This is a genomic window from Corallococcus sp. AB011P (assembly GCF_003611605.1).
GTDB lineage: Bacteria > Myxococcota > Myxococcia > Myxococcales > Myxococcaceae > Corallococcus > Corallococcus coralloides.
Genome location: NZ_RAVX01000022.1, coordinates 130,539 through 154,407, shown reverse-complemented (window position 1 = coordinate 154,407; position 23,869 = coordinate 130,539). Strand labels below are relative to the sequence as shown.

General features: G+C 69.6%; 20 protein-coding genes and 1 pseudogene. 17 read left to right on the top strand and 4 right to left on the bottom strand.

Annotation, left to right across the window (positions count from 1 at the left end):
- Window positions 1-125: 125 nt before the first annotated feature.
- The 7 genes and pseudogenes from D7X30_RS35280 to D7X30_RS35250 form a co-directional block, all read left to right on the top strand.
- Window positions 126-881, top strand: a pseudogene (locus D7X30_RS35280) (AHH domain-containing protein); the annotation flags it as partial.
- A complete protein-coding gene (locus tag D7X30_RS35275; protein WP_120567356.1) occupies window positions 878-1,453 on the top strand; it encodes an imm11 family protein in 576 nt (191 codons plus the stop codon). The pseudogene D7X30_RS35280 and the gene D7X30_RS35275, both read left to right, overlap by 4 nt.
- A 71-nt stretch (window positions 1,454-1,524) precedes the next feature.
- Window positions 1,525-2,916 (top strand): PLP-dependent aminotransferase family protein, encoded by a 1,392-nt coding sequence (locus tag D7X30_RS35270; RefSeq protein ID WP_120567355.1) that lies wholly within the window; start codon window positions 1,525-1,527, stop codon window positions 2,914-2,916.
- Between the two features lie 34 nt (window positions 2,917-2,950).
- Window positions 2,951-5,179, top strand: a complete 2,229-nt coding sequence (locus tag D7X30_RS35265) for a DPP IV N-terminal domain-containing protein (RefSeq protein WP_120567354.1) — start codon at window positions 2,951-2,953, stop codon at window positions 5,177-5,179.
- Window positions 5,176-6,516 (top strand): AHH domain-containing protein, encoded by a 1,341-nt coding sequence (locus D7X30_RS35260; RefSeq protein ID WP_120567353.1) that lies wholly within the window; start codon window positions 5,176-5,178, stop codon window positions 6,514-6,516. The genes D7X30_RS35265 and D7X30_RS35260 overlap by 4 nt, the downstream gene beginning before the upstream one ends.
- Before the next feature lie 9 nt (window positions 6,517-6,525).
- Complete coding sequence (locus D7X30_RS35255) at window positions 6,526-7,095, top strand: imm11 family protein (RefSeq protein WP_120567352.1); 570 nt, start codon at window positions 6,526-6,528, stop codon at window positions 7,093-7,095.
- A gap of 58 nt (window positions 7,096-7,153) precedes the next feature.
- Window positions 7,154-7,594, top strand: a complete 441-nt coding sequence (locus D7X30_RS35250) for a TfoX/Sxy family protein (protein ID WP_120567351.1) — start codon at window positions 7,154-7,156, stop codon at window positions 7,592-7,594.
- Here the strand turns inward: D7X30_RS35250 and D7X30_RS35245 are convergent.
- On the bottom strand, window positions 7,581-9,224 hold the full coding sequence (locus D7X30_RS35245) for an AMP-binding protein (protein ID WP_120567350.1): 1,644 nt from the start codon (window positions 9,222-9,224) through the stop codon (window positions 7,581-7,583). The two genes, D7X30_RS35250 and D7X30_RS35245, sit on opposite strands and share 14 nt — an antisense overlap.
- Before the next feature lie 218 nt (window positions 9,225-9,442).
- Between D7X30_RS35245 and epsC the strand changes: the two genes are divergently transcribed.
- Both epsC and cysK read left to right on the top strand, forming a co-directional pair.
- Window positions 9,443-10,288 carry a serine O-acetyltransferase EpsC gene (gene epsC / locus D7X30_RS35240; protein ID WP_120567349.1) on the top strand — a complete coding sequence of 282 codons (846 nt, stop codon included), beginning with the start codon at window positions 9,443-9,445 and terminating at the stop codon, window positions 10,286-10,288.
- A 45-nt stretch (window positions 10,289-10,333) separates the two neighbouring features.
- Window positions 10,334-11,254, top strand: a complete 921-nt coding sequence (gene cysK, locus D7X30_RS35235) for a cysteine synthase A (protein WP_120567348.1) — start codon at window positions 10,334-10,336, stop codon at window positions 11,252-11,254.
- 34 nt (window positions 11,255-11,288) lie between these two features.
- Here cysK and D7X30_RS35230 read toward each other — a convergent pair whose 3' ends face one another.
- Together D7X30_RS35230 and D7X30_RS42095 are read right to left on the bottom strand one after the other, a co-directional pair.
- On the bottom strand, window positions 11,289-12,428 hold the full coding sequence (locus tag D7X30_RS35230; RefSeq protein ID WP_120567347.1) for an aminotransferase class V-fold PLP-dependent enzyme: 1,140 nt from the start codon (window positions 12,426-12,428) through the stop codon (window positions 11,289-11,291).
- 58 nt (window positions 12,429-12,486) lie between these two features.
- On the bottom strand, window positions 12,487-13,137 hold the full coding sequence (locus D7X30_RS42095) for a hypothetical protein (protein ID WP_158619443.1): 651 nt from the start codon (window positions 13,135-13,137) through the stop codon (window positions 12,487-12,489).
- Between the two features lie 133 nt (window positions 13,138-13,270).
- Here D7X30_RS42095 and D7X30_RS35220 point away from each other — a divergent pair, with 133 nt between their 5' ends.
- From D7X30_RS35220 to D7X30_RS35185, 8 genes are all read left to right on the top strand, one after another.
- Complete coding sequence (locus D7X30_RS35220) at window positions 13,271-13,990, top strand: TetR/AcrR family transcriptional regulator (RefSeq protein ID WP_233591985.1); 720 nt, start codon at window positions 13,271-13,273, stop codon at window positions 13,988-13,990.
- An 82-nt stretch (window positions 13,991-14,072) separates the two neighbouring features.
- Entirely contained in the window at window positions 14,073-15,311 is a 1,239-nt protein-coding gene (locus D7X30_RS35215) for an acyl-CoA dehydrogenase family protein (protein WP_120567345.1), read from the top strand.
- A 2-nt stretch (window positions 15,312-15,313) separates the two neighbouring features.
- Window positions 15,314-16,393, top strand: coding sequence for a phosphotransferase family protein (locus D7X30_RS35210; protein WP_120567344.1), 1,080 nt, complete (start codon window positions 15,314-15,316; stop codon window positions 16,391-16,393).
- Between the two features lies 1 nt (window position 16,394).
- Entirely contained in the window at window positions 16,395-17,087 is a 693-nt protein-coding gene (locus tag D7X30_RS35205; RefSeq protein WP_120567343.1) for a histidine phosphatase family protein, read from the top strand.
- A gap of 27 nt (window positions 17,088-17,114) precedes the next feature.
- The gene (locus D7X30_RS35200) at window positions 17,115-18,404 is read left to right on the top strand and encodes a LamB/YcsF family protein (protein WP_120567342.1); all 1,290 of its coding nucleotides are present in this window, start codon (window positions 17,115-17,117) and stop codon (window positions 18,402-18,404) included.
- A 493-nt stretch (window positions 18,405-18,897) separates the two neighbouring features.
- Complete coding sequence (locus D7X30_RS35195; protein WP_120567341.1) at window positions 18,898-19,824, top strand: biotin-dependent carboxyltransferase family protein; 927 nt, start codon at window positions 18,898-18,900, stop codon at window positions 19,822-19,824.
- Window positions 19,821-21,185 (top strand): hypothetical protein, encoded by a 1,365-nt coding sequence (locus D7X30_RS35190; RefSeq protein WP_120567340.1) that lies wholly within the window; start codon window positions 19,821-19,823, stop codon window positions 21,183-21,185. The genes D7X30_RS35195 and D7X30_RS35190 overlap by 4 nt, the downstream gene beginning before the upstream one ends.
- 96 nt (window positions 21,186-21,281) lie before the next feature.
- Window positions 21,282-21,875: a hypothetical protein gene (locus D7X30_RS35185; RefSeq protein ID WP_120567339.1), complete on the top strand. Its 594-nt coding sequence runs from the start codon at window positions 21,282-21,284 to the stop codon at window positions 21,873-21,875.
- A 7-nt stretch (window positions 21,876-21,882) separates the two neighbouring features.
- On the opposite strand, the gene D7X30_RS35180 is transcribed toward D7X30_RS35185, so the two are convergent.
- Complete coding sequence (locus tag D7X30_RS35180) at window positions 21,883-23,472, bottom strand: sigma 54-interacting transcriptional regulator (RefSeq protein WP_120567338.1); 1,590 nt, start codon at window positions 23,470-23,472, stop codon at window positions 21,883-21,885.
- Window positions 23,473-23,869: the final 397 nt, after the last annotated feature.

Here is a 23,869-nt window from a genome sequence, read left to right as displayed (position 1 = left end):
ACCGAGGTACCGCAGGTGCTGCAGCAGCGGAAGCGTCCGGCCCACGAATGGATGGAGCGGGTGGGTGATGATCACCGAATCCTGCGACGACGGCTGCTTGGATGGGGTGCGCTGAGATGGGTTTCCCCGAGCCTGTCTCCAAGGGACTCGCCGCTCTCATCACCGCCACGGCGATTGCATACCTGGGCGTGGACACCGTGTGGACCCTCCTCGACGGCTGGGTGACGCTGGTGCGCCACGTGGACCAGGCCACCACGTTCCTCCAGGTGCGCGACGCGGGCGAGGCCTATGGAGCGGTGATGGGCAGGAACGCCGCGCGCATCTTCGTGATGCTGGCCACGGCGGCGATTGGCAACACGGCGGGACTCGCGATGAAGGCCCCCACCCTGCCGGGCTCCGCGCAGGCGGCGGTCGCGGTGGAGACGCAGGCGGGCCTCCAGTTCGTGGCCCTCGGAGGCGTGCGCTCCGTGGCCATGACGGCCGAGGGCTTCACCATCGCGCTGGCGCCCAACGCGGTGGCCATGTCATCGCGGTCCGGCAAGCCCCAGCGTCACCACCTGGCCACCATCCGTAATGAGAAGTCCTCAAGGAATGGCGGCCCTTGGACCCCGCTCTTCCGGCGCATCTTCAAGAAGGCTGGGATGGAGCTGAAGGACCCAGAGAACATCGTCGAGGTTCAGGGCCATCGTGGACCGCATCCCGCCGAGTACCACCAACTCGTCTATGACAGGTTGAGGCAGGTGACCTCCGAATGCCGCAGCGTGGGGGCATGCCGCGAAGCCTTGACCGATGCACTCAGGATCCTTGGCGAGCAGGCCAGAACCCATGGCACGGAACTCAATCGACTGCTGACCCGACGCCACGGAGAGCCACGACCATGACCGCCCGTTACTTCAGATTGTCAGAGGACGTCTACGCGCCGGGGCGCTGGTATCTGGGTGATCCCGTTGATGAAAAGTCCGTGGAGATCGAGGACCCGTGGATGTTCAGCGCGGGGAAAACCATCCAGGCCCCCGGCTCCCTCCTGTTTCCCATCGACGAGCCTGGGAGACCGTTGGACTACTCCGAAGCCGGTATCGGAAGTACGCCCATCCTCCACGTGAAGCTGGCCACCGTGTTCGCGGAGCTTGCGCCTGATGACGTCCAGCTCTTCGCTGTGGACATCCCTGGCCATCCCGAACAGTTCAACATGCTCGTGGCCACCCGGTTGATCCGCTGCATCGACGACAAGGCCTCCCGGGAAGTGGAGTACTGGGACCCCATCAAGCACAAGCAGCCCGAGAAGGCAGGCCAGTACTACTCCGTCGCGGGAATGCGCATCGACGCGTCGAAGGTGGGCCACGCCAAGGTCTTCCGCACCTGGGGTTGGAAGGTCGCCCTCATCGTCTCCGAGGACCTCAAGGCAGCGCTGGATCAGACTGGCGCCACCGGCATGCGGTTCACGGAAGTGTAGAGCCTCCTGCCGTGGAAGCCCGCCAGAGGGCCCTGGCACATGCCCCTGATTGTCATGATACAATCCGGTTCATGTCCCACTCCAATTGGAAGCCGCGCCTGAAACGCTCCGAGGGCCCCCTGTACGGGGCGCTCGTCGATGCGCTCGCGGCGGACATCAGCGCGGGGCGGCTTCGCGCGGGGGACCGGCTCCCCACGCACCGGGAGCTCGCGAGCACGCTGGGGACGTCGCTGGGAACGGTGACCCGGGCCTACGCCGAAGCAGAGCGGCGGGGCCTCATCTGGAGCCAGGTGGGCAACGGGACGTTCGTGCGGAACCTGCGGGACGGAGACCGCTACTCGCCCCAGCTCGACCGGACGCGCATCGACCTGGGGCCCACGGCCGTGCCCATCGTCCCTGGCGATATGGGACACCTCGCCTTCGCCGCCGCGCTCCAACGGCTGGGGGAACGCGCGGACCTGGGCGCGCTCAGTGGCTATCAGGCCCATGCGGGCACGGAGGCCCAGCGGACAGCGGGAGCCCGCTGGCTGGAGCTCGCGGGCGTGCCTGCCACTCGCGAGAACGTCATCGTGAGCAGCGGGGCCCAGCATGCGACCCTGATGGTGTTGTCCCTGCTCGCGAACGCGGACGGCCTGCTGGTGGAGGACGTCACCTATCCCGGCGTCCTCGCCGCCGCGGAGTGGCTCCGGCTGCCCACGCATCCGGTGGCGCTCGACGCGGAGGGGCTCGTGCCCGAAGCACTCGCGGAGGCCTGCCGGAGGACCAAGGCGCGGGTGCTCTACTGCACGCCCACGAACCACAACCCGACCACGGTCGTCATGCCCTTGAAGCGGCGGCAGGCGCTGGTGGAGGTCTGCCGGAAGTTCGACGTCACCGTCATCGAAAACGGCGCGCTGGCCCCGCTCGTGGCGAAGGCGCCCGCCCCCCTGGCCGCGCTGGCGCCCGAGCGGACCTATCACCTGGGGAGTCTGTCCAAGGCGGTGCTGCCCGCGCTGCGCGTCGGCTACATCCGGGCGCCGGGCTCGTCGTGGCAGACGCTGGAGCTCGCGGCCGCGGCGACGGTCTGGTCGGGGTCTCCCCTGCTGAATGAGCTGGCCACACAGTGGGTGACGGACGGAACCGCCGAGTCCCTGCGCGACGCGCGACGCGCCGAAGCCACGGCCCGGCAGTCCCTGGCGGCGAAGGTGCTGAAGGGCCATCCCTATGTCGCGCACCCCAGCGCGTACTTCCTGTGGATGCCCATCCCAGAACAACGCCGCGCCACGGAGCTGGTGGAAGCCGCTGCCGCGCGCGACGTGCTGCTCGGCCCGTCACACCTGTTCGCGGCCCGTCCGGGTCAGGCGCCCAATGCGCTGCGGGTCTCGCTGGGCGCGGCCGGCTCTCGCGAAGAGCTGGAGCGGGGATTGAAGACGCTGGCCGAGCTGCTCGGCACCACGTCCCCGGCACCGCGACGCATGGCCTGACGTTTCCCTTCACCTCGTTCCGAGGAGAGTGCCCATGACGCCTTCCCTGCCCCACCGTGGTGGACTCCTGTCGCGTGCGCGCCTCGCGCTCCTCCTGGCGGGACTCGCAGTCCCCTGGCAGGCGATGGGAGCCGAAGCCGGGGACGCCCTCCAGGCGCGGCTCGACTTCTCGGAAGCCTCGCTCCGCTGGCCGGACCGCATCCGGGACACCCTGACACCGCCCCGGTGGCTGCCCGAGGGCGACCGGTTCGTGTACGGGTCCAGGGTCGAGCCCTACCGGGACACGTGGGTCCTGGTGGATGCGAAGCGCCACACCCAGCAGCCCCTGCTGGATTCGGAATCGCTGCGGTCCCAGCTCACGGCGCTGTTCGGCAAGCCGATGACGTTGCCCGCCGTCATGCCCTTCACGCTCGCCACCGATGCGAAGGCAATCGTCTTCACCGTCCAGGGCCGGGCCTTCTCCCTGGGCCTCACCGACAAGCGGCTCGTGGCGCTCGAACCCACGCATCCGGCCGCGCTGTCGCTCGTGCCTGGCAACAGCCTGTCGCCGGACGGGGGAACGGTCGCGGTGCAGCGGGACACGGGCTTCGCCGTGGTGGACGCGAAGGGCTCGACCCGGCTGGAGCGCACTGGCACGGAGGACTCGCCCTGGCGGCTGCCCGAAGGCGCATGGTCTCCCCAGGGCCGGTTCCTCGCGGTCTGGCGCGACGACATGCGAGGCATGCATCGGCTCCCGTTGGTCGACTACAGCACCCCACTGGAGAAGGTGACGTGGGTCCCCTACTCCAAGACGGGCACTCCGCTGATGCGCTCGGAGCTGCACTTCGTCTCCGTGGAGACGGGGCAGGTGACGCCCGCGCCCGGTGACGCGGCGGAGCGCTACGACTGGTTCGCGGGCTGGCGTCCGGACGGCAGCGAGGCGCTGGTGCTCCAGCTGTCGCGGGATGGCAAGCGGCTGGACCTGGTGGCGGTAGAGCCGGTGACGGGCAAGCGCCGCCGCGTGCTGCGGGAGGAGCGGAAGGAGACCTTCGTCGCGGCGCTGGAGTTCGCGGTGGGCGGCTGGTCCCAGCAGATGAAGCCGCTGCCGGACAACCAGCACTTCCTCTGGATGTCCGAGCGCGATGGCTGGCGTCACGTCTACCTGTATGACTATTCCGGCAAGCTCGTGCGGCAGCTCACCCAGGGCGCGTTTCCGGTCCACACGGTGGTGGGCATCACGCCGAAGTCAGACGCCTTCTTCGTCACCGCGTCCGCCGAGCCCGGGGCACCCTATGACCGGTCGGTGTACCGGGCACGAATCGCGGGCGGAGCACTGAAGCGGCTGACGCCCGAGCCCGGGCTCCACCGGCCCGCGCTGTCCCCCTCCACGGGCTACTTCGTGGATGGACACTCCACGAGGGAGCAGCCAAGGGTCTGGGATGTGGTGTCCACGGAGGGGCGTCCCTCCTTCCGCTACGCGAAGTCAGACACGAGCGCCCTGGCGGAGCTGCACTACACGCCGCCGGAAGGCATCACGGTCAAGGCGGCGGACGGCGTCACGCCCCTGTACGGCGCGCTGTACAAGCCATGGGACTTCGATCCGAAGAAGCACTACCCGGTCATCGACGTCATCTACGCGGGGCCGTTCACGACAGTGGTGCCCTGGAGCTACGTGGGCCCGTATGAATCGGTCATCGCGCATTCGCTGGCGCAGCTCGGGTTCATCGTGATGGTGCTGGACGCGCGGGGCACGCCAGGACGGGGCAAGGCGTTCCAGGACGTGAACTACGGCCGCGTGGGCCAGACGGAGATTCCAGACCACGTGGCGGCGCTGAAGCAGGCGGCAGCCAGCCGGCCCTACATGGACCTGGAGCGGGTGGGCATCCATGGCCATTCCTGGGGTGGCTACTTCGCGCTGCGAGGCATGCTGACGGCACCGACGTTCTTCAAGGCAGGCTACGCGGGAGCGCCGGGCGCACTGACGGAAGAAGCCATCATCAACGAGCCGAACATGGGCCTGCTCTCAGAGAACCCAGAGGGCTACGCGACGGGCTCCAACGAAGCCCTGGCGGACAAGCTCCAGGGAGCGCTCAAGCTGATGCACGGGACGAGCGACGTGAACGCATCGCTGTCCACGACGATGCGGATGGCCCAGGCGTTGGTGCGCGCGAACAAGCACTTCGACCTGTTGATCATGCCCGGAGAGGGACACGGCCCCGAAGGCAGGTACTACCGGGACGACGTGCGCCGGTTCTTCCTGCGGGAACTGGGCGAGCCCCGGTGACGACGCGACTGTTTTGGGTGCTGCTGCTGGGGCTGCTCGTGTCGGGCTGCGCGACGACGCGGGGCGTGCGCCTGGAGGTCGATGGCGGCGAGCGGGTCGTCGTCATCCCCCAAGAGGAGGAAGACGCGTCTCCCTCCGAGGCCCGGCTGGAAAAGGACGAGTTCAAGGCGGCGGTGAAGACGCTCGCCCGGGACGTGCGGCCCTTCGCCCATCCTCTGCGGCAGGCGCGAGAGCTGTTCGGCCTGCCGGAGCGCAGCGGCCTCTTCGGGTTCAAGGAGCGAACCCGGCAAATCATCCCACTGGGCGAAGAAGAGGCACGGGAGCTGCGGCTTCTGGATGCGTCGGACGACCTGACGCGCGGCTACCAGCAGTGGTGCGGCAAGAAGCGCAAGCAGCCGGGAGACTGCCTGCGCTTGCTGGAGGAAGGCCCCTTGCTGGGCAGCGACGGCCGCTATGCCCTGGCCATGGCCATCGCGATGGACTCCGTCTGGAACGAGACGGCCGAAGCCCTGGAGGGCATGGCCAGCCCCCAGGCCGTCATCGCCTCGATGACTTCCGCCGTAACGATGTATCTGCTGATGTGGGCCATGCCCGAGCCTGTTTCCAAGGGACTCGCCGCCCTCATCACCGCCACGGCGATTGCGTACCTGGGCGTGGACACCGTGTGGACCCTCCTCGACGGCTGGGTGACGCTGGTGCGCCACGTGGACCAGGCGACCACGTTCGTTCAGGTGCGCGACGCGGGCGAAGCCTATGGAGCGGTGATGGGCAGGAACGCCGCGCGCATCTTCGTGATGCTGGCCACGGCGGCGATTGGCAACACAGCGGGACTCGCGATGAAGGCCCCCACCCTGCCGGGCTCCGCGCAGGCGGCGGTCGCGGTGGAGACGCAGGCGGGCCTCCAGTTCGTGGCCCTCGGAGGCGTGCGCTCCGTGGCCATGACGGCCGAGGGCTTCACCATCGCGCTGGCGCCCAACGCGGTGGCCATGTCATCGCGGTCCGGCAAGCCCCAGCGTCACCACCTGGCCACCATCCGTAATGAAAAGTCCGCGAAGACCGGCGGGCCGTGGACCCCTCGATTTCGGCGCATCTTCAAGCGGGCCGGGATGGAACTGAAGGATCCGGAGAACATCGTCGAGGTTCCGGGCCACCGGGGACCACATCCCAGGGCGTATCATGATCTGGTCCTGCAAAAGCTGAGTACATCCCTGGGAGACTGCCGGACCGTGATGCAATGCCGCGAAGCCTTGACGAATGCACTCCGAGCGCTTGCCGAGGAAGCATCCACCCCAGGCACTCGCATCAATCAACTCCTGACCTCGCGTCAGGGGCGCTAAAGACGTCCTATGGCTGCCCGATACTTTGAGCTCTCGGAAGATGTCCAGGAAGGTGTCTGGGTACTGGAGGTCCCCTGGAATGAGCTACGCCAGGAAGAGGAAGACCCCTGGATGTTCACGAAGGGGAGTCGTGTCCACGTGGAAGGGCACCTGACCGTTCCCATCGGAGACCCCGGCCGTCCCCATGACTTCTGCCGGATTACCTTTGGTCTGACGCCCGTTATTCACGTCAAGCTGGCGAATGTGCTCCTGGAGCACGCGGCCGACGACGTGCAACTCATCCCCGTCACCATCCCGAAGCATCCCGATCAATACGCGCTCCTCGTTGCCACGAAGCTCATCCGCTGCATCGACGAGCAGGCATCGGAAGGAGTCCGGTTCTGGGAGCCCCAGCATGGCCAGCCCTGGAAGATCGGTGAATACCGCTCCGTGGACATCATGCGCATCGACAAGTCGAAGGTGGGTGACGCGAAGCTCTTCCGTCCCTGGGGCTGGAAGGTCGCGCTCATCGTCTCCGAGGACCTGAAGACGGCGCTGGAGCGCACTGGCGCCACCGGAATGTTCTTCACGGAGGTTTGATGAAGACGCCCGCCGTGCGTCCAGGTCGCTAGAGTCCAGCGTTCAGAGGACCTCGCCCATGCCCCGCTCGGACAGCTTCATGGAGTACACGGTCGAACTGCTGAAGCCGCTCGGCCCGGTGCAGGCCCGCTCGATGTTCGGCGGCTGGGGCCTGTACTTCGGTGGCCGGATGTTCGGCCTCATCATCCAGGGTCAGCTCTACCTGAAGACGGACGACGTCACCCGCCCCGCCTTCGAGGCCGAGGGCTGCCGGCCCTTCATCTACCAGAGCCGGGGCAAGGAGCAGCCCATGAGCTACTGGACGCCGCCCACGGACGCCGAGGACGACGGCCGCCGGCTGCTGCCCTGGGCCCGCCGCGCCGTGGAGGCCTCCAACCGCGCCGCGATGAAGAAGGCCGCGAAGAAGGCACCCGCGGCCAAGAAGGCACCTGCCGCGAAGAAGGCCCCGGCAGCCAAGAAGGCCCCTGCCGCGAAGAAGAAGCCCGTCAGGCGGTCTTGATGCTGGCCACGTCGCCAAGCCCCAGCTCGGTGATGGAGACCTCGCGCATGCGGAACTTCTGCACCTTGCCGGTGACGGTCATCGGGAAGCTGTCCACGAACTTCCAGTGGCGGGGAATCTTGAACGTGGAGATGCGGCCAGTGCAGAACGCCGTCAGCGTCTCCGGCGTGAGCGAAGCGCCAGACTTCACGCGCACCCACGCCATCACCTCCTCGCCGTACCTCACGCTGGGCACGCCGATGACCTGCGCTTCGGAGATCTCCGGGTGCGTGTGGAGGAACTCCTCCACCTCTCGCGGGTACACGTTCTCCCCGCCCCGGATGATCATGTCCTTGATGCGGCCGACAATCTTGACGTAGCCCTCCCCGTCCATCGTCGCCAGGTCACCGGTGTGCATCCACCCCGCCCGGTCGATGGCCGCCGCCGTGGCCTCCGCGTTGTCCCAGTACCCAAGCATCACGCTGTAGCCGCGCGTGCACAGCTCCCCCGGCTGCCCCAGCGGCACCACCGCGCCCGAGTCCGGGTCCACCACCTTCACCTCCAGGTGCGGATGCACGCGGCCCACCGTGGCCACGCGCTTCTCCAGCGTGTCATCCAGCGGGTTCTGCGTGGACACGGGCGACGTCTCCGTCATGCCGTAGCAGATGGTGACCTCCCCCATGTGCATCCGCGACTGCACCTGCTTCATCACCTCCACCGGACACGGCGAGCCCGCCATGATGCCGGTGCGCAGCGTGCGCAGGTCGAACTCGCCGAAGCGCGGGTGGTCCAGCTCCGCGATGAACATCGTGGGCACGCCGTAGAGGGACGTGCAGCGCTCGGCCTGCACCGTCTGGAGCACCGCCAGCGGGTCGAACGCCTCGCCCGGAATCACCATGGCCGAGCCGTGTGACGTACAGGCCAGGTTGCCCATCACCATGCCGAAGCAGTGGTAGAAGGGCACCGGAATGCACACGCGGTCCTCCGGTCCGTAGCGCAGCACCTCGCCCACGAAGAAGCCGTTGTTGAGCACGTTGTGGTGCGACAGCGTCGCGCCCTTCGGGAAGCCCGTGGTGCCGGACGTGTACTGGATGTTGATGGGGTCATCGAACTGGAGCGACAGCTCCCGCGCCTCCAGCACGTCGTCGCCAATGTTCGCGCCGCCCTTCACCAGCCGGTCCCAGTCCGAGTCCAGCACCAGCGCCTCGCGCAGGCCCGCGCACCGGGGCCGCACCTCCGCCAGCATCTGCGTGTAGTCCGTCTGCCGGAAGCCCTTCGCAAAGAGCAGCACGCTCACGCCCGCCTGGTTGAGCGCGTACTCCAGCTCCGACGTGCGGTAGGCGGGGTTCAGGTTGACCAGGATGGCGCCCGTGCGCGCGAGCGCGTACTGCGACACGGTCCACTCGAAGCGGTTGGGCGACCAGAGCCCCACCCGGTCCCCCTTCTGGAGGCCCAGCGCCAGGAGGCCCTTGGCCACCGCAGTCGTCGCGTCCCAGAACTGCCGCCAGGTGACGCGGTAGTTCTGCGAGGCCACCACCAGCGCCTCGCGGTCGCCGTAACGCTCGACGGTGCGGCGCAGGTTCTGACCGATGGTCTCCCCCAGCAGCGGGGTGGTGCTGGTGCCATGGGCATAGGACAGGGCGGTCGTCATGACTTCATCGTCCCCAGGGGCCCTCGGGTCGGCAAGCGTCAGCGGGGAGCAGGGCGGCTGGACGGCCGCGACGTTTTCCCGCCAACGGCATCCACCTCCGGACCCCAGCCGTTACGCCCGGGGACGCCGGAAAAAGACCAATCCCGCCGCCATCAGCCTTTCCAGCGCCGGAAACAAAGAAAACGCCGTCACGGCACGTTATTCTGACGCAACGCCCCATGGACGATCCGAACGCCCGACTGGTAGCCACCCTGCTGGAGGCGCGGCAGCGCCACTGTTTCCCCCCGGACGTGCGAAAGGCGGCGCCGGAGTTCGTCGCGCAGGTGCTGGGGTTGCTCTTCCCCCACTTCGCGGAGCGGCTGGAGTGCAACGCCGCCGCCGTACGCCGGGACGTCACCGCGGTGGAGGCGAGCCTCCAGCGCATCCAGTCGCTGCTCGCGCCGCACTACCCCGTCTCGGACGCGGGCATGTCCTCGCGCTTCATGGCGAAGCTGCCGGACCTCTACGAGTGGCTCCAGCAGGACGCGCGCGCCATCTTCGAAGCGGATCCCGCCGCGCGCAGCGTGGACGAAGTCGTCCTCACCTATCCGGGCTTCTACGCCATCGCCATCTACCGCGTGGCGAACGCGCTGCACCGGCTGAACTTCCCCCTGCTGCCGCGCCTGCTCACCGAGTACGCCCACCAGCGAACCGGCGTGGACATCCACCCGGGCGCCACCGTCGGCCGCAAGTTCGTCATCGACCACGGCACGGGCCTGGTCGTCGGCGAGACGACGGTGATTGGCGACAACGTGAAGCTCTACCAGGGCGTCACGCTGGGCGCGCTGATGGTGGAGAAGGCGCTGGCGGACAAGAAGCGCCACCCCACCATCGAGGACGACGTCGTGGTGTACGCGAACGCCACCATCCTCGGAGGCGGCACCGTGGTGGGCAAGGGCAGCATCATCGCCGGCAACGCGTGGCTCACGCAGAGCGTGCCCGCCCAATCCGTCGTCACCCGCCGCAGCGAGGTGCGCGCGCGCCACGGCGAAGAGGGTCTGGACGTCCTCGACTACCAGATTTGAGTCTTTCCCCCACGCAGTGCCCGTTCCCCATTCACAGGAGACGCCATGAAGGTCGACAACATCCTGCAGACCATTGGCAACACGCCGCACGTGCGCATCAACCGGCTGTACCCGTCGCGCGTGACGGTGCACCTGAAGCTGGAGCGCGCCAACCCGGGCGGCAGCATCAAGGACCGCATCGGCCTGGCGATGATTGAAGACGCGGAGAAGAAGGGCCTCCTCAAGGAAGGCAGCGTCATCATCGAGCCGACGAGCGGCAACACCGGCATCGGCCTGGCCATGGTCGCCGCGGTGAAGGGCTACAAGCTCATCCTGGTGATGCCGGAGTCCATGAGCATCGAGCGCCGCCGCGTGCTGGCCGCCTACGGCGCCCAGTTCGACCTGACGGAGCGCGCCAAGGGCATGAAGGGCGCCATCGCCCGCGCCCAGGAGCTCGTCTCGCAGACGCCCAACGCGTGGATGCCGCAGCAGTTCGAGAACGAGTCCAACATCGAGGTCCACAAGCGCACCACCGCGCAGGAGATCCTCAACGACTTCCCGGAGGGGCTGGACTACCTCATCACGGGCGTGGGCACCGGCGGCCACATCACCGCGTGCGGTGAGGTGCTCAAGGCGAAATGGCCCAAGCTGAAGGTGCTCGCGGTGGAGCCGGTGAAGTCCCCCGTCATCAGCGGCGGCCAGCCGGGCCCGCACCCCATCCAGGGCCTCGGCGCGGGCTTCATCCCGAAGAACCTGCACACGGACATCCTCGACGGCACCATCCAGGTGGATGAGAAGGACGCCTACGAGTTCACCCGCCGCGCCGCGCGCGAGGAGGGCATCTTCGTGGGCGTGTCCTCCGGCGCCGCGCTGTCCGCGGTGAACCAGAAGCTGGCGGAGATGCCGGACGGCAGCCGCGTGCTCGCCTTCTGCTACGACACCGGCGAGCGCTACCTCTCCGTGGAGAACCTCTTCCCGGCGCAGTAGCCGTCGTCGTGTACCCCGGTCCGGGTGGGACGCCTCACCCGGGCCGGTACGCGCGCACCAACTCCACCAGCCGGTCCATCTCCTCGTTCGTGTTGTAGAAGTGCGGCGACAGGCGGATGCGCCCGCGCCGGACGGAGTGGGACACCGTCTTCTCCGCCAGATACGCGCTGAGCGCCCGGACGTCCGCGCCAGGCGGCAGGAAGGTGAGGATGCCCGCGCGGTCCTTCGGTTCGGGGCCCACGTCGCAGCCCAGGCCGCGCAGGCCCGCGTCCAGTCGGGCCAGCAGCTCGCCAATGCGCGCGCCGATGGCGTCCGGCCCCACCTCCAGCAGCAGCTCCAGCGCGGCGCCCATCGCGTAGATGCCGGGGTACGCGGCGCTGCCCTCCTCGAACTTCGCCGCGTCCGCACGCAGCTCGAAGTGCGAGCGGTTGAAGTTCCACGCGTCGGTGGTGCTGCGCCAGCCCACCAGGACAGGGCGCACGCGCGGCAGCACGTCCTTCGCCACGTACATGAAGCCGATGCCGGAGATGCCCAGCATCCACTTGTGGCTGTCCGCGCTGAGGAAGTGCACGCGGCTCTTCTTCACGTCCACGGGAATGCAGCCCACGCTTTGGATGCCGTCCACGCACAAGAGCACGCCGGAGCGCTCACACAATTCACCCAGCGCATCCAGGTCCGTGCGGTGGCCGGTGGCGAACTGCACGGACGACACCGCCACCAGCCGCGTGCGCGGAGTAAGCACGGACGCCACGGCCTCCGGCGTCACGCCCCCGTTCGGCGTCGGAATCTCACGGACCTCCACGCCCCGGCCCTTGAGGTGCAGCCACGGGTAGACGTTGGAGGGGTACTCGAGGCTCGTGGCGACGGCGACCTCGTCTCCGGGCTGCCAGTCCAGCCCTTCGGCCACCAGCCCCAGGCCGTGGCTGGTGTTGCGCACGAACGCGATTTCCCCAGGAGAGGCACCGATGATGCGCGCGGCGAGCCCGCGCACCTTCTCACTCTGGGCCTCCCAGCCGCGCTCATGGAGGACACCGTGATTCACCACGTCGTCCATCCAGGCCTTCACCGCGGCGGCGGCGCGCGTGCTGGTGGGCGCGACCCCGGCGTGGTTGAGGTAGAGCTGGTCCTTCAGGACGGGGAACTCGGCGCGGTAGGACTCGAACGAGGAGCTCATGGGTGGCGAGTGTAGCCACCCCTCCACCGCCCACGACACGCTCCGTAAGCCCCGTCGACTACAGGACGACCAGCAGGCCCAGCGACGCCGTGGGGTACACCGTGCGCAGGCCCAGGTTGCTGTTGCCCACCTGGAGTTCGCGCACGTCCGTGAAGGTGAAGCCCGGACCCGCCCGAGCCGACAGGCCCACGCGCCCGGAGCCCGGCCGCCACATCACGCCCAGCGTCGGCTCCAGGAAGGCCGTCGTCGTGTAGTCCTTGCGGTCCGGCATCGCCGCGCCGTCCGGGCGCGCGACGAACTCCTCCAGGCCCAGTGTCATCCCCACGAACGGACGCACCGTGCCGTCCGCCAGGAAGGCCAGCGTGTAGCGGCTGTCCACGCCCACGCCGAAGTTGAGCTTCACGTCGGCGCCACCCACGTTGGTGAAGCGCGCCTTCGCGCCCAGCGACCGGTTCCACCCGCCCGCGCGACCCAGGAGGCCGAACGCGAACCGAGAGTCCCGCGACGGCGCGACCTCCGCCCGGATGCCGTACAGCGAGCCGTCCAGCGCGGGCGGCTGCAGCTCCAGCAGGAACGCCCCGCGCCGCTGCTGCTCCTGCCCCGTGGACGCGGACGCCATGTCCTGGGCCATCGCCGGCACCGACACCAACGCCGCACCCACCGCCATCGCCTTCACCCACTGCATCGACCGCTTGGACTCGACTCGCATGGCCCGTCTCCTTCGGTTTAGCCGGATGACTAACTTAGTCACACGACTAACTAAGACTGACAACGCGGGATGTCAAGCCGACGAGCGGTCGCCGGCCTTGCGGGGGTGGGAGGCGGTGCCCTATGGGTCTGGGATGCCATCCCCCCGCCGTGGCAAGACGCCGCCTCCCCCCACCGCTCCGGAGCCTGACGCCCGGGCGCGCCTCATCGCCGCCGGACAGCGTGTGTTGGGGGAGCGCGGCTACGACGCCGCCACGGTGAAGGAGGTGGCGCGCGAGGCCGGGGTGAACCAGGGCCTGGTGCACTACTACTTCGGCAGCAAGGACGCGCTGCTGCTGGCCGTCACGCAGGAGGCGAGCCGGCAATACCTGTCGGAGCTGGAGCGGCTGCGCGCGCAGACTCCGGCGGTGGAGCTGGCGCAGACGGCCTTCGCCTGGGGCGAGAAGCTGGCCACGGATGCGCCGGGCACGTGCCGGTTGCGTTACGAGCTGTTCGCGCTGGGCCTGCGCAACCGGGAGCTGACGCCCGCCGTCGCGCAGCTGTTGGGCCAGGGTGACGAGGAGATCGCCCGCACCGTGGCGCACGTGCGCACGGGCCACGACTCGGCGCCCACCGCCGAGGACCTGCACTACGCGGTCATCATCAAGGCGTGCGTGGACGGGCTCGCGCTGCACCACCAGTTGGACAAGAGCTTCGACCCGCTGCCTGTGTACGCGCTGCTGCGGCGGATCATGCTCGCGAGCATCGAGCAGCCCGCCCCGCCCCGCGCGCCCGCGCGCAAGCCGAAGGCCCAGGGCCGGCGTGGAGCGCGCCCGTCACGCGCACGCAAGGCGCCGGGCCCTCGCCGCCGATGACAGGCCAGGGTGGCGCCAGCCTGCCAACACACGTTCAACATTCAGTGGCTTCACCAACCCGGCGGGGCGCAGGATGCCTCGCATGGACTTCCAGCCTTCCGCCAGGACGACCGAATACCTGGAGCGCGTGAAGCGCTTCATGGCTGACCACATCGAGCCGGTGGAGGGCGAATACCTCCGGGCCTTGCACGCGATGGAGGCCGGCGGTGATTGGCGCCAGTGGAAGGTGCCGCCGGTGATGGTGGAGCTCAAGGCCCGCGCGAAGGCGCAGGGGCTGTGGAACCTCTTCCTCCCGGACGCGAAGCTGGGCGCGGGCCTGAGCACGCTGGAGTACGCGCCGCTCGCGGAGCAGATGGGCCGCAGCTTCATGGCCCCGGAGGTCTTCAACTGCAGCGCCCCGGACACCGGCAACATGGAGGTGCTCTGGCGCTACGGCTCCCCGGAGCAGCAGGAGCAGTGGTTGAAGCCGCTGCTCGCGGGCGACATCCGCTCGGTGTTCTGCATGACGGAGCCGGACGCGGCGTCGTCGGACGCCACCAACATGCAGGCCACCGCCGAAGTGGACGGCGACCACGTGGTCCTCAACGGCAAGAAGTGGTGGTCCAGCGGCCTGGGCCACCCCAACGCGAAGGTGGCCATCTTCATGGGCCGCACGTCGCAGGCGGGCGCGGACCGCCACCATCAGCACTCCATGGTGCTGGTGCCCATGGACGCGCCGGGTGTGGAGATCATCCGCATGCTGCCCGTGTACGGCGACCATGACGCCCCGCACGGCCACGGCGAGGTGCACTTCCACAACGTGCGGCTGCCGGTGTCCGCGCTCATCTCCGGGCCGGGCATGGGCTTTGAAATCGCGCAGGGCCGTCTGGGCCCGGGCCGCATCCACCACTGCATGCGCTGCATCGGCGCGGCGGAGCGGGCGCTGGAGTTGATGATCGACCGGGGCATGGGCCGCACCGCGTTCGGCAAGCCGCTCATCAACCTGGGCGGCAACCGCGAGCGCGTGGCGGAGGCGCGCATCGCCATCGACCAGGCGCGCCTGCTCACGCTGTACGCGGCGTGGAAGCTGGACGACGTGGGCGCGCTGGGCGCGATGACGGAGATTTCGGCCATCAAGGTCGTGGCGCCCAACGTGCTCCAGAAGGTGGTGGACGACGCCATCCAGGTGCACGGCGGCGCGGGTGTGTCGCGCGACACGCCGCTGGCGGGCTTCTTCGCCCAGGCACGCAGCCTGCGCATCGCGGACGGCCCGGACGAAGTGCACAAGGGCGTCATCACCCGCATCGAGCTCGCGAAGCGCGGCTTCAGCAAGGGAGGTTGAACATGACGGCTCCGGTCTCCATCCCCCTGGACGAGGGCAAGGCCGTGCGCTCCGGCGAGGCGCTGGACGTGCCCGCGGTGGACGCGTGGCTGAAGGCCCAGGTGCCCTCGCTCCAGGGCACGCCGGAGGTGACGCAGTACACGGGCGGCGCCTCCAACTGGACCTACCGGCTCAAGTACGAGAACCGCGACCTCATCCTGCGCAGGCCGCCCTCGGGCACCAAGGCGAAGTCCGCGCACGACATGTCGCGCGAGTACACGGTGCAGCAGGCGCTCAAGCCCGTGTATCCGGTGGTGCCCACCATGGTGGGGCTGTGCCAGGACCCGGCCGTGCTGGGCGCGGAGTTCTACGTGATGGAGCGCATCCCCGGCCTCATCCCGCGCAAGCACCTGCCCAAGGGGCTGGACCTGGACAAGGCCCGCACGCGCCAGCTGTGCCTCAACGTGGTGGATCAGCTCATCGCGCTGCACGGCGTGGACGCGCAGGCAGTGGGGCTCCAGTCGCTGGGCAAGGGGCCGGGCTATCCGCAGCGGCAGATTTCCGGCTGGTCCGACCGCTACGAGAAGGCGCTCACCTGGAACGTGCCCCGGATGGAGCGCACGCGCGAGTGGCTGGCCGCGCACGTCCCACCGGACATCAAGACGTGCGTCATCCACAACGACTGGCGCTTCGACAACGTGGTGCTCAAGCCGGAGGACCCCACGCAGGTCATCGGGGTGCTGGACTGGGAGATGGCCACGCTGGGCGACCCGCTGATGGACCTGGGCAACACGCTGGCCTACTGGGTCCAGGCGGATGACGACGCCTTCCTGCGCATGACACGAAGGCAGCCCACGGACCTGCCCGGCATGCTCACGCGCGAGGAGGTGGTGGCGTACTACCTGGAGCGCACCGGCCTGAAGCCCGCCAACTGGACCTTCTACGAGGTCTACGGCGTGTTCCGGCTCGCGGTCATCGCGCAGCAGATCTACTACCGCTACCACCACAAGCAGACGCGCAACCCGGCGTTCAAGAACTACTGGCTCATCGTCAACTACCTGGCCTACCGCTGCCGGCAGCTCATCAAGAAAGCGGGGGGCTGAGATGGGCGCGCTCTACTTCATCCGTCACGGCCAGGCGTCCTTCGGCGCGAAGGACTACGACAAGCTGTCGGACGTGGGCGTGCAGCAGGCGCGCGTCCTGGGCGGAGCGCTGCGCACGCGGCTGCCGAAGGTGGACGTAGTGGTGACAGGCACCATGCTGCGCCACCGCGAGACAGCGGACGCGTGCCTCCAGGCGCTGGGCCAGCAGGTGGAGCCCGTGCGGACGGCAGGGTTCAACGAGTTCGACCACGAGGAGGTCGTGCACCGGCATACGCCGCGCTACGCGGACTTCGCCGTGCTGCGTGAAGAGCTGGCCGCGATGAAGGACCCTCGCCGCGCGTACCAGGACCTGTTCACCCAGGCCGTGGGGCGCTGGGTCGCGGGCGGGCACGACAGCGAGTACCGGGAGTCCTGGAGCGCGTTCAAGGCGCGCTGTCTGGAGGCGCTGGCGGCGCTCGTGGCCTCGATGGGGCCCTCCAGGACGGCGCTGGTGTTCACTTCCGGCGGCCCCATCACGGCCATCAGCCAGGACCTGCTGGGCATCCCGGACGAGCACGCGTTCCGGACGAACTGGACGCTGGCGAACTGTGGAGTCACGAAGGTCATCTACAGCGAGCGGGGCCGGTATCTGTCCACCCTCAACGAGCACGGACACTTCGAGGGCGAACACCGCGCGCTCATCACCTACCGCTGAGGTGGGGGGCTCGCGTAGCGTGAGCCCATGACGCGGTGCCTGCTCAACATCGACCTGGGGGAGCTGCCCGGGGAGGACGAACAGCTCTACGCGCTCGCGCACCTGGCGAACATCGCCTGCGGAGGCCACGCGGGGGATGCGGCGTCCATGCGGCGGGCGCTGGAGCTGTGCGAACGCCACGGCACGCTGGCGGGCGCGCATCCGTCCTACGCGGACCGGGAGAACTTCGGGCGCAAGGCGCTAGACGTGGCGCCAGAGGTGCTGCGAGCGCAGGTGGCGGAGCAGTGCGGACAGCTGGCCACGCTGGCCCGCGAGCGCGGCGTGCCGGTGCGGCATGCGAAGCCCCATGGAGCGCTGTACCACGCGGCCAACAAGTCCCCGGAGCTGGCGCGCGCGGTGGTGGACGGCGTGGTGGAAGCGCTGGGCACGGACGTCACGATCGTGGGGCCCGGCACCGGCGCGTTGAGGGACGCGGCGCGGGCGGCGGGGCTCGGGTATGCGCGCGAGGGCTTCGCGGACCGGGGCACGTTGCCGGACGGTTCATTGATTCCGCGCGGCCAGCCCGGCGCGGTGCTGACGGATGTGGGGCAGGCGCGCGAGAACACGGTGCGGCTGGCCACGGGCGGCACGGTGGACACGCTGTGCGTGCACGGCGACACGCCGGGCGCGGTGGTGCTGGCCCGCGAGGTGCGCGCGATGCTGGACGCGCTGGAGCAGCCGCCTGAGCCACTGGGAGACAGCGCGCTGCGGCTGGTGCTGCTGGAGTCGGTGGACCGGGGCCTCGCGCGCGAAGCCCTGTCCGCGCTGCCGGGCGTGCGGGACGCGGTCATCACCGAGTCCCACGCCTGCGTGTACTTCGACCCGGAGACACCGCCCGAGTCCCCGGCGCTCGTGCTGACGCGGCTGCGCGTGGCACCGGTCACGCACGTGGAGCATCCGCTCATCCGCATCCGCGTGCGCTACGACGGAGAGGACCTGGCGAAGGTGGCCGGGCACGCGGGCCTATCGGTGGAGGAAGTGGTGCGGCGCCACACGGCACGCGAGTACAGGGTGCGCTGCGTGGGCTTCCTGCCGGGCTTCGCGTACCTGGGGGACGTGGATCCGAGCATCGCGTGTCCCCGGCTGCCGGTGCCGCGCACGCGGGTGCCAGCGCTCGCGGTGGGCATCGCCGGGACGCGCACGGGCGTGTATCCGTTCGCGTCGCCAGGAGGCTGGAACCTGGTGGGCACCGCGCTGGACTTCACCGCCTTCGACCCCAAACGCGGCACGGAGCTCCAACTGGGAGCCCGCGTGCGCTTCGAGCGGGTGGAGACATGACGGCGGTCCGCCCGACCCGGCCTCCAACCTGTCCGACAGTCGGACAGGTTTTCGCTGCCCGACAGGAGGAAGCCCCCTTCATCCACTGCGGGTCCCGAGGCGGTTCCGAAGGCTTCAAGACCTGTCCGGCCAGAGCCGAGCCTCCTCGTCCACGGCAGGCGCCGAGGCGGGGGCGCGGGCTTCGAAACTTGTCCGACTGTCGGACAGGTTTCCGCTGTCCGACCAGAGCCGAGCTTCCTCCTCGTCCACGGCAGGTGCCGAGGCGGGGGCGCGGGCTTCGAAACTTGTCCGACTGTCGGACAGGTTTCCGCTGCCCGGCTGGAAAGGAGCCTCCTCATCCACGGCAGGTGCCGAGGCGGAGGCGCGGGCTTCGAAACTTGTCCGACTGTCGGACAGGTTCGTGCGGTGTGCCGCCGCCAGGGAGCCGTCAACGCCTCTCGCCTTCTCATCCACGGGGACAGGGCATGGGCATGACCGCGCGGAGTGAAGAAGCATGAGCGCCTGTATCGAGATCGTCGGCCTGGGCGCCCCCGCTACCGTGCAGGACGGTGGACGGCCCGGCGTCATGCATCACGGCGTGCCGCCCGGCGGCGCGTGGGTGCCGGAGCTGCTCGTCGCGGCGAACCGCGCGGTGGGCAACGCTCCTGGCGCCGCGGCGCTGGAGGCCTTCGGCCGGCTGGAGCTGCGCGCCCGGGGCCGCGACGTGCGCGTGTCCGTGGATGGCGAAGCCCCCAGCGTCCTCGCGGACGGCGCCACGCTCACCGTGCCCGCGCCCACCCGGCATGCCGTGCGCTACGTGGCCGTGGACGGCGCGCTCGCCGTGCCCGAAGTCCTCGGAGGCCAGGGCACGCTGTGGGTGGCCCGCATGGGCGGCTGGGAGGGCCGTCCCCTGCGCACCGGCGACCGGCTCCCGCTGGGCCCTCCCGCCACGCCGGTTGCCGCCCCTTCCGAGGCCGACCTGTCACGTCTCACGGAGGCCCTGGACCCCGCCGCCCCACTGCGCGTGCTCCTGGGCCCGGATGCGTCCCGATTCAGCGACGCGGCCATGGCGCTCCTCCTGGGCAGCACCTTCACCGTGTCGCCCTCCAGCGACCGCGTGGGCCAGCGGCTGGACGGACCTCCCGTGCCCCACGGCGACGAGGGCGGGGGCACCTGCCGCCCCATGGTGCGCGGCGCCATCCAGGTCACCCTCTCCGGCACGCCCATCGTGATGGGCCCGGACCACCCCACCACCGGGGGCTACCCCCTCATCGCCGCCGTCATCCGCGCGGACTGGGGCCGACTGGGGGCCCGCCGTCCGGGCGCCCCGGTGCGCTTCCAGGCCGTGACCCTGGAGGTCGCTCGCGACGCCTGGAGGACCCACCCCGCCCGGCCCACCAGGGCAACTTCGGACCCGGCCCGGCCGATACTGGAGGCATGACTCCTCCGAAGATTGGCCCGCGCCCCACCACCACGCCCCGCACGCCGGAGCCGGCCCTCCCGCCGCGCCCCCGCAACGAGGTGAAGCCCGGCGCCAACCAGGGCGCGTCCCTCTTCGAGTCATCCAAGGCCAAGAAGGCCCCGGTGGCCCTGTCCACCCCCGCCGCGGCCCCCCAGCAGGGCGGCCCGCGCCCCACGCCGGGCAGCTACCCCACCGCCGCGGACGTGGCGAACATCGCCGCGATGCAGGACCCCGTCGCGCGCAACCTGGCCATCACCCAGGGCTACCACGACCTGTCCGACGCCATGGGCACGCTCCTGGGCAAGGAGAACGCCAACTGGTCCACCTTCGCCACCTGGGCCTCGAAGCAGGCCGGCGTGAGCATCCGCCAGGAGGACATGCCCAAGGCCTTCGTGGACGTCCTCAAGGGCGGCGGCGCCATGGGCGAGGCCATGTCCAAGGTGGACGACCTGCTGCGCAAGCTGGGCCTGCCCGCCATGCCCACCGGCGACATCGCCAAGGCCGGCGCGGACGCGCTCAACACCGTCAGCAAGGCCATTGGCGACGGCAACCAGTTCGTCTTCCGCGAGGTGGGCCACGAGTTCGCCCGCTTCGTGGAGACCTTCCAGGGTGACACCCAGCTGGACCCCGCGAAGCTCCAGCAGTACCTGTCCGGCTTCCCCTCGGACAAGCCGCTGCTCAAGGAGGCCTTCGGCACCTACGCGCAGGCCATGTTCGAGAAGGACCCGAACAAGAAGGCCGAGCTGATGCTCCGCGCCAACGACACCGTGGGCCTGCACGAGCAGACCCAGCTCCAGTCCTTCGTGGAGAAGGCGCTCAACGCCCCGGTGAAGGAGGTCTTCGCCAACATCCTCAAGCAGAGCATCGAGGCGGGCGCCAACGCCCTGCCCTTCCCCGCCAACCTCGCCGCCAGGGCCGCCATCAAGACGGGCGCGGTGGACCTCGTCGTCAACCCGCTGGTGGACAAGCTGGCCGGCGTGTTCCGGGGCATCGCCACCGAGCACATGATGAAGCTCGCGGTGCCCGGCGGCGCGCTGAAGCTGGGCAATGATCTGCCGCCCCCCGCCGGCATGGAGTCCACGCTCTTCCCGCCGCACCTGCGCACCATCGAGGACCCGAAGCTGAAGGAGCTGCTGGGCCGCCTGGACAAGACGCCCGACAGCCTCACGGGCACCGCCGCGAAGGACTGGAGCAAGCTGGACCAGCGGATGAACTACATCGTGGACCTCTTCCGCTCGCGCCAGTCGGATCCGCACCTCTTCGACCAGCCCTTCGGCAAGGAAGCCCACTACCCCGTGGCGCCCTCCAAGCCGCGCCCGGTCGCACCCGCGGTGTCGTAGGCCCCGCGCCCACCCATGGGGGGATGTCCGCCGCCGTGAATTCGCGGCGGTCCGCTGCGTCCATCAGGGCATCCGACGCACTTGATGGAGCCCCCCATGTCGAAGTGGCTGCTGGCAACGATCGCGCTGTCCCTCCCGGCCCTGGCTCACGCAGGCGGTCCCCGCGGCAACAACCACGGCGAGCAGACCCGTGACCGCCAGGAGCTGAGGCAGGACGCGCGCGAGACCCGGGATGACCATTACGACCTGCGGCAGGTGGAGTCGCTGCTCTCCCGGTACGACTCCGCCCGTGGCCGCGCGGCGCGCCGCGACCTGCTCCAGGTGGAAGAGGACGTGCGCCGCTACGTGGCGTCGGAGCTGAACGAGACCCGCCGCGAGCTGGCCCAGGACAAGCAGGAGGCACGCTCCAGCGCCCGCGAGGCGCGCTACGACGACAACCGCCGCGACGCCCGCCAGGACCACCGCGATGACGTGCGCGACGCCCGCCAGGAGTCCCGCGCCCTGCGGCAGACTCGCTCCATCTCCCAGGAGCTCAACAACCTCTACGGCCGGATGGACAGCGGCAGCCTCTCGCGCAAGCGCATGCTCATCGCCGACCTGGTCCAGCTCGCCCGCAGCGAGACGGCGCAGAACCGCCAGGAGACGCGCGAGGACCGCCGCGAGGCCCGCGAGGACAGCCGCTGGCACTGACCCCGCGTCACGCGTCCTCGGCGGCGGTGAAGCCCTCCAGCCGCTCGATGCCCAGCTTCTTCATCCGGCTCTGTAGCGTGGACGGCTTGAGCCCCAAGAGCGCCGCCGCGCCGCCTTCACCGTAGACGCGGCCCCGGGTGAGCGCGAGCACCCGCAGGATGTGCTCGCGCTGCACCGCCGCCAGCGTGGGCACCTTCGCCCCCGCGGGCAGCGGCGCCGGGGTCTCCTCCACCGTCACCGGGCCCGGCACCTCCCGCGCGCGCTCGCCGTTCGACAGGTCGAAGGACTGCGCCGTCAGCTCCTGCCCGCGCGTGAGGATGGTGGCGCGCTCCAGCGCGTTCGCCAGCTCGCGCAGGTTGCCGGGCCAGTCGTAGGACGCCAGCCGCGTAAGCCCTGACGTCGACACCCGCATGCCCCGCCGGCCCGTGCGCTTCGCCTGTTCCTCCAGGAGGAACACGGTGAGCTGCGGCAGGTCCTCGCGCCGCTCGCGAAGGGGCGGCAGCCTCAAGGGGAAGACGCTCAGACGGTAGAAGAGGTCCTCGCGGAAGCGCTTCTGCGCGATGGCCTGGTGCAGGTCCACGTGCGTCGCCGCCAGGATGCGCACGTCCGCCCGCACCGTCTTGTCGCTGCCCACCGGCTCGAACGACTTCTCCTGGAGCGCGCGCAAGAGCTTCGCCTGCAGCTCCACCGGCAGCTCGCCAATCTCATCCAGCAGCAGCGTGCCCCCGTGCGCCATCTGGAAGCGGCCCGCCCGGTCGCGGTTCGCGCCGGTGAAGGCCCCCTTCACGTGGCCGAACAGCTCGCTCTCCAGAAGGCCCGCCGGAATGGCCGCGCAGTTGAGCGACACGAAGGGCTGGTCCGCCCGCGCGCTCCAGCGGTGGATGGCCCGCGCCAGCCGCTCCTTGCCCGTGCCCGTCTCTCCGGTAATCAGCACGGGCGTGTCCGTCTCCGCCACCTGCCGCGCGCGCAACGACAGGTCGCGCATCACCGGGCTCAAGGAAGTCTCCAGGATGCCTTCCGAGTCCCCGCCCAGCTGCGACTCCAGCAGCTTCGCGTGCTCGTGGTCCTGGCGGTGCAGCCGCTCCGCCGTCGCGCGCTGCTCCGCGCCCTGGAGCGCGGTCGCCAGCATCTGGCCGTAGACCTCCACCAGGTCCACCACCGGCTGCGCGTACGTCTCACACTGCACGCGGTCCAGCGTCAGCACGCCGTAGCAGCGCTCCCCCGCGCACAGCGGGACCACCATGCATGAGTGCCCCGCGGGAAGGTCCAGCACCCCGTCGAACGGGTCGCCGTCCCCGTGCGAGTGGTCCTCCTCCGTGAAGGCCCGCGCGCGCCGCGTCTCCAGCGCCTGCTTCAGGGACGGAAAGTCCGCCAGTTGCAGGGAATGCTTGCGCACCGCCTGGTTCGCGAGCGGGCCGCGCGCCGCCACCGCCTCCAGCCGTCCCTCCTTGAGGAGGAACAGCGTGGCCAGGTCGAAGGGCACCACGCGCGTGAGCCAGTCCAGCCCACGACGCAGCAGTTCGCCCACCCCTTCCTCGGTGGCGGCCAGCTCGACCAGTTCCCGAGCGTCCTGCGCGACTCCTGGCTGACGCCCCATCAGTTCATCCGACATGGACTAGCGATAATAGCGGACCACCGAAATTGCAGTGCGTCCGGCACCGGGATTTCGTTGCTCACCGGCGCTACAGCCCCGTTGGCCAGGCCGGCGGCCGGGACACAGGCCGTGTGCCCCCTCGGCTGCCCGTGTACCCGCCTTGCGCCCATTTCGCTCCGGGTCGGCGTCACCCCGTGGGTGGAGCATCGTCAAACACAACATCTCGATACAGACATGCCTGTCATCCCAGCCGGCTCACGGTGCGTGTGAAAGCCACCCCGGAGCCCGCGCAGCCCATCCCATACGCAACATCCAGGTATCGGCCTAAGAAGACAAATCCCAGAAAACATCTTGTTGACAAGCATTGAAGCATCCGGATACTCCAGCCCCATCCAGAACA

Excerpts from the sequence above, each read along its gene's own strand:
- D7X30_RS35275 (WP_120567356.1), top strand. The coding sequence starts at position 878 with ATGACCGCCCGTTACTTCAGATTGTCAGAGGACGTCTACGCGCCGGGG.
- D7X30_RS35270 (WP_120567355.1), top strand. The coding sequence starts at position 1,525 with ATGTCCCACTCCAATTGGAAGCCGCGCCTGAAACGCTCCGAGGGCCCC.
- D7X30_RS35265 (WP_120567354.1), top strand. The coding sequence starts at position 2,951 with ATGACGCCTTCCCTGCCCCACCGTGGTGGACTCCTGTCGCGTGCGCGC.
- D7X30_RS35255 (WP_120567352.1), top strand. The coding sequence starts at position 6,526 with ATGGCTGCCCGATACTTTGAGCTCTCGGAAGATGTCCAGGAAGGTGTC.
- D7X30_RS35250 (WP_120567351.1), top strand. The coding sequence starts at position 7,154 with ATGCCCCGCTCGGACAGCTTCATGGAGTACACGGTCGAACTGCTGAAG.
- D7X30_RS35245 (WP_120567350.1), bottom strand. The coding sequence starts at position 9,224 with ATGACGACCGCCCTGTCCTATGCCCATGGCACCAGCACCACCCCGCTG.
- epsC (WP_120567349.1), top strand. The coding sequence starts at position 9,443 with ATGGACGATCCGAACGCCCGACTGGTAGCCACCCTGCTGGAGGCGCGG.
- cysK (WP_120567348.1), top strand. The coding sequence starts at position 10,334 with ATGAAGGTCGACAACATCCTGCAGACCATTGGCAACACGCCGCACGTG.
- D7X30_RS35230 (WP_120567347.1), bottom strand. The coding sequence starts at position 12,428 with ATGAGCTCCTCGTTCGAGTCCTACCGCGCCGAGTTCCCCGTCCTGAAG.
- D7X30_RS42095 (WP_158619443.1), bottom strand. The coding sequence starts at position 13,137 with ATGCGAGTCGAGTCCAAGCGGTCGATGCAGTGGGTGAAGGCGATGGCG.
- D7X30_RS35220 (WP_233591985.1), top strand. The coding sequence starts at position 13,271 with ATGCCATCCCCCCGCCGTGGCAAGACGCCGCCTCCCCCCACCGCTCCG.
- D7X30_RS35215 (WP_120567345.1), top strand. The coding sequence starts at position 14,073 with ATGGACTTCCAGCCTTCCGCCAGGACGACCGAATACCTGGAGCGCGTG.
- D7X30_RS35210 (WP_120567344.1), top strand. The coding sequence starts at position 15,314 with ATGACGGCTCCGGTCTCCATCCCCCTGGACGAGGGCAAGGCCGTGCGC.
- D7X30_RS35205 (WP_120567343.1), top strand. The coding sequence starts at position 16,395 with ATGGGCGCGCTCTACTTCATCCGTCACGGCCAGGCGTCCTTCGGCGCG.
- D7X30_RS35200 (WP_120567342.1), top strand. The coding sequence starts at position 17,115 with ATGACGCGGTGCCTGCTCAACATCGACCTGGGGGAGCTGCCCGGGGAG.
- D7X30_RS35195 (WP_120567341.1), top strand. The coding sequence starts at position 18,898 with ATGAGCGCCTGTATCGAGATCGTCGGCCTGGGCGCCCCCGCTACCGTG.
- D7X30_RS35190 (WP_120567340.1), top strand. The coding sequence starts at position 19,821 with ATGACTCCTCCGAAGATTGGCCCGCGCCCCACCACCACGCCCCGCACG.
- D7X30_RS35185 (WP_120567339.1), top strand. The coding sequence starts at position 21,282 with ATGTCGAAGTGGCTGCTGGCAACGATCGCGCTGTCCCTCCCGGCCCTG.
- D7X30_RS35180 (WP_120567338.1), bottom strand. The coding sequence starts at position 23,472 with ATGGGGCGTCAGCCAGGAGTCGCGCAGGACGCTCGGGAACTGGTCGAG.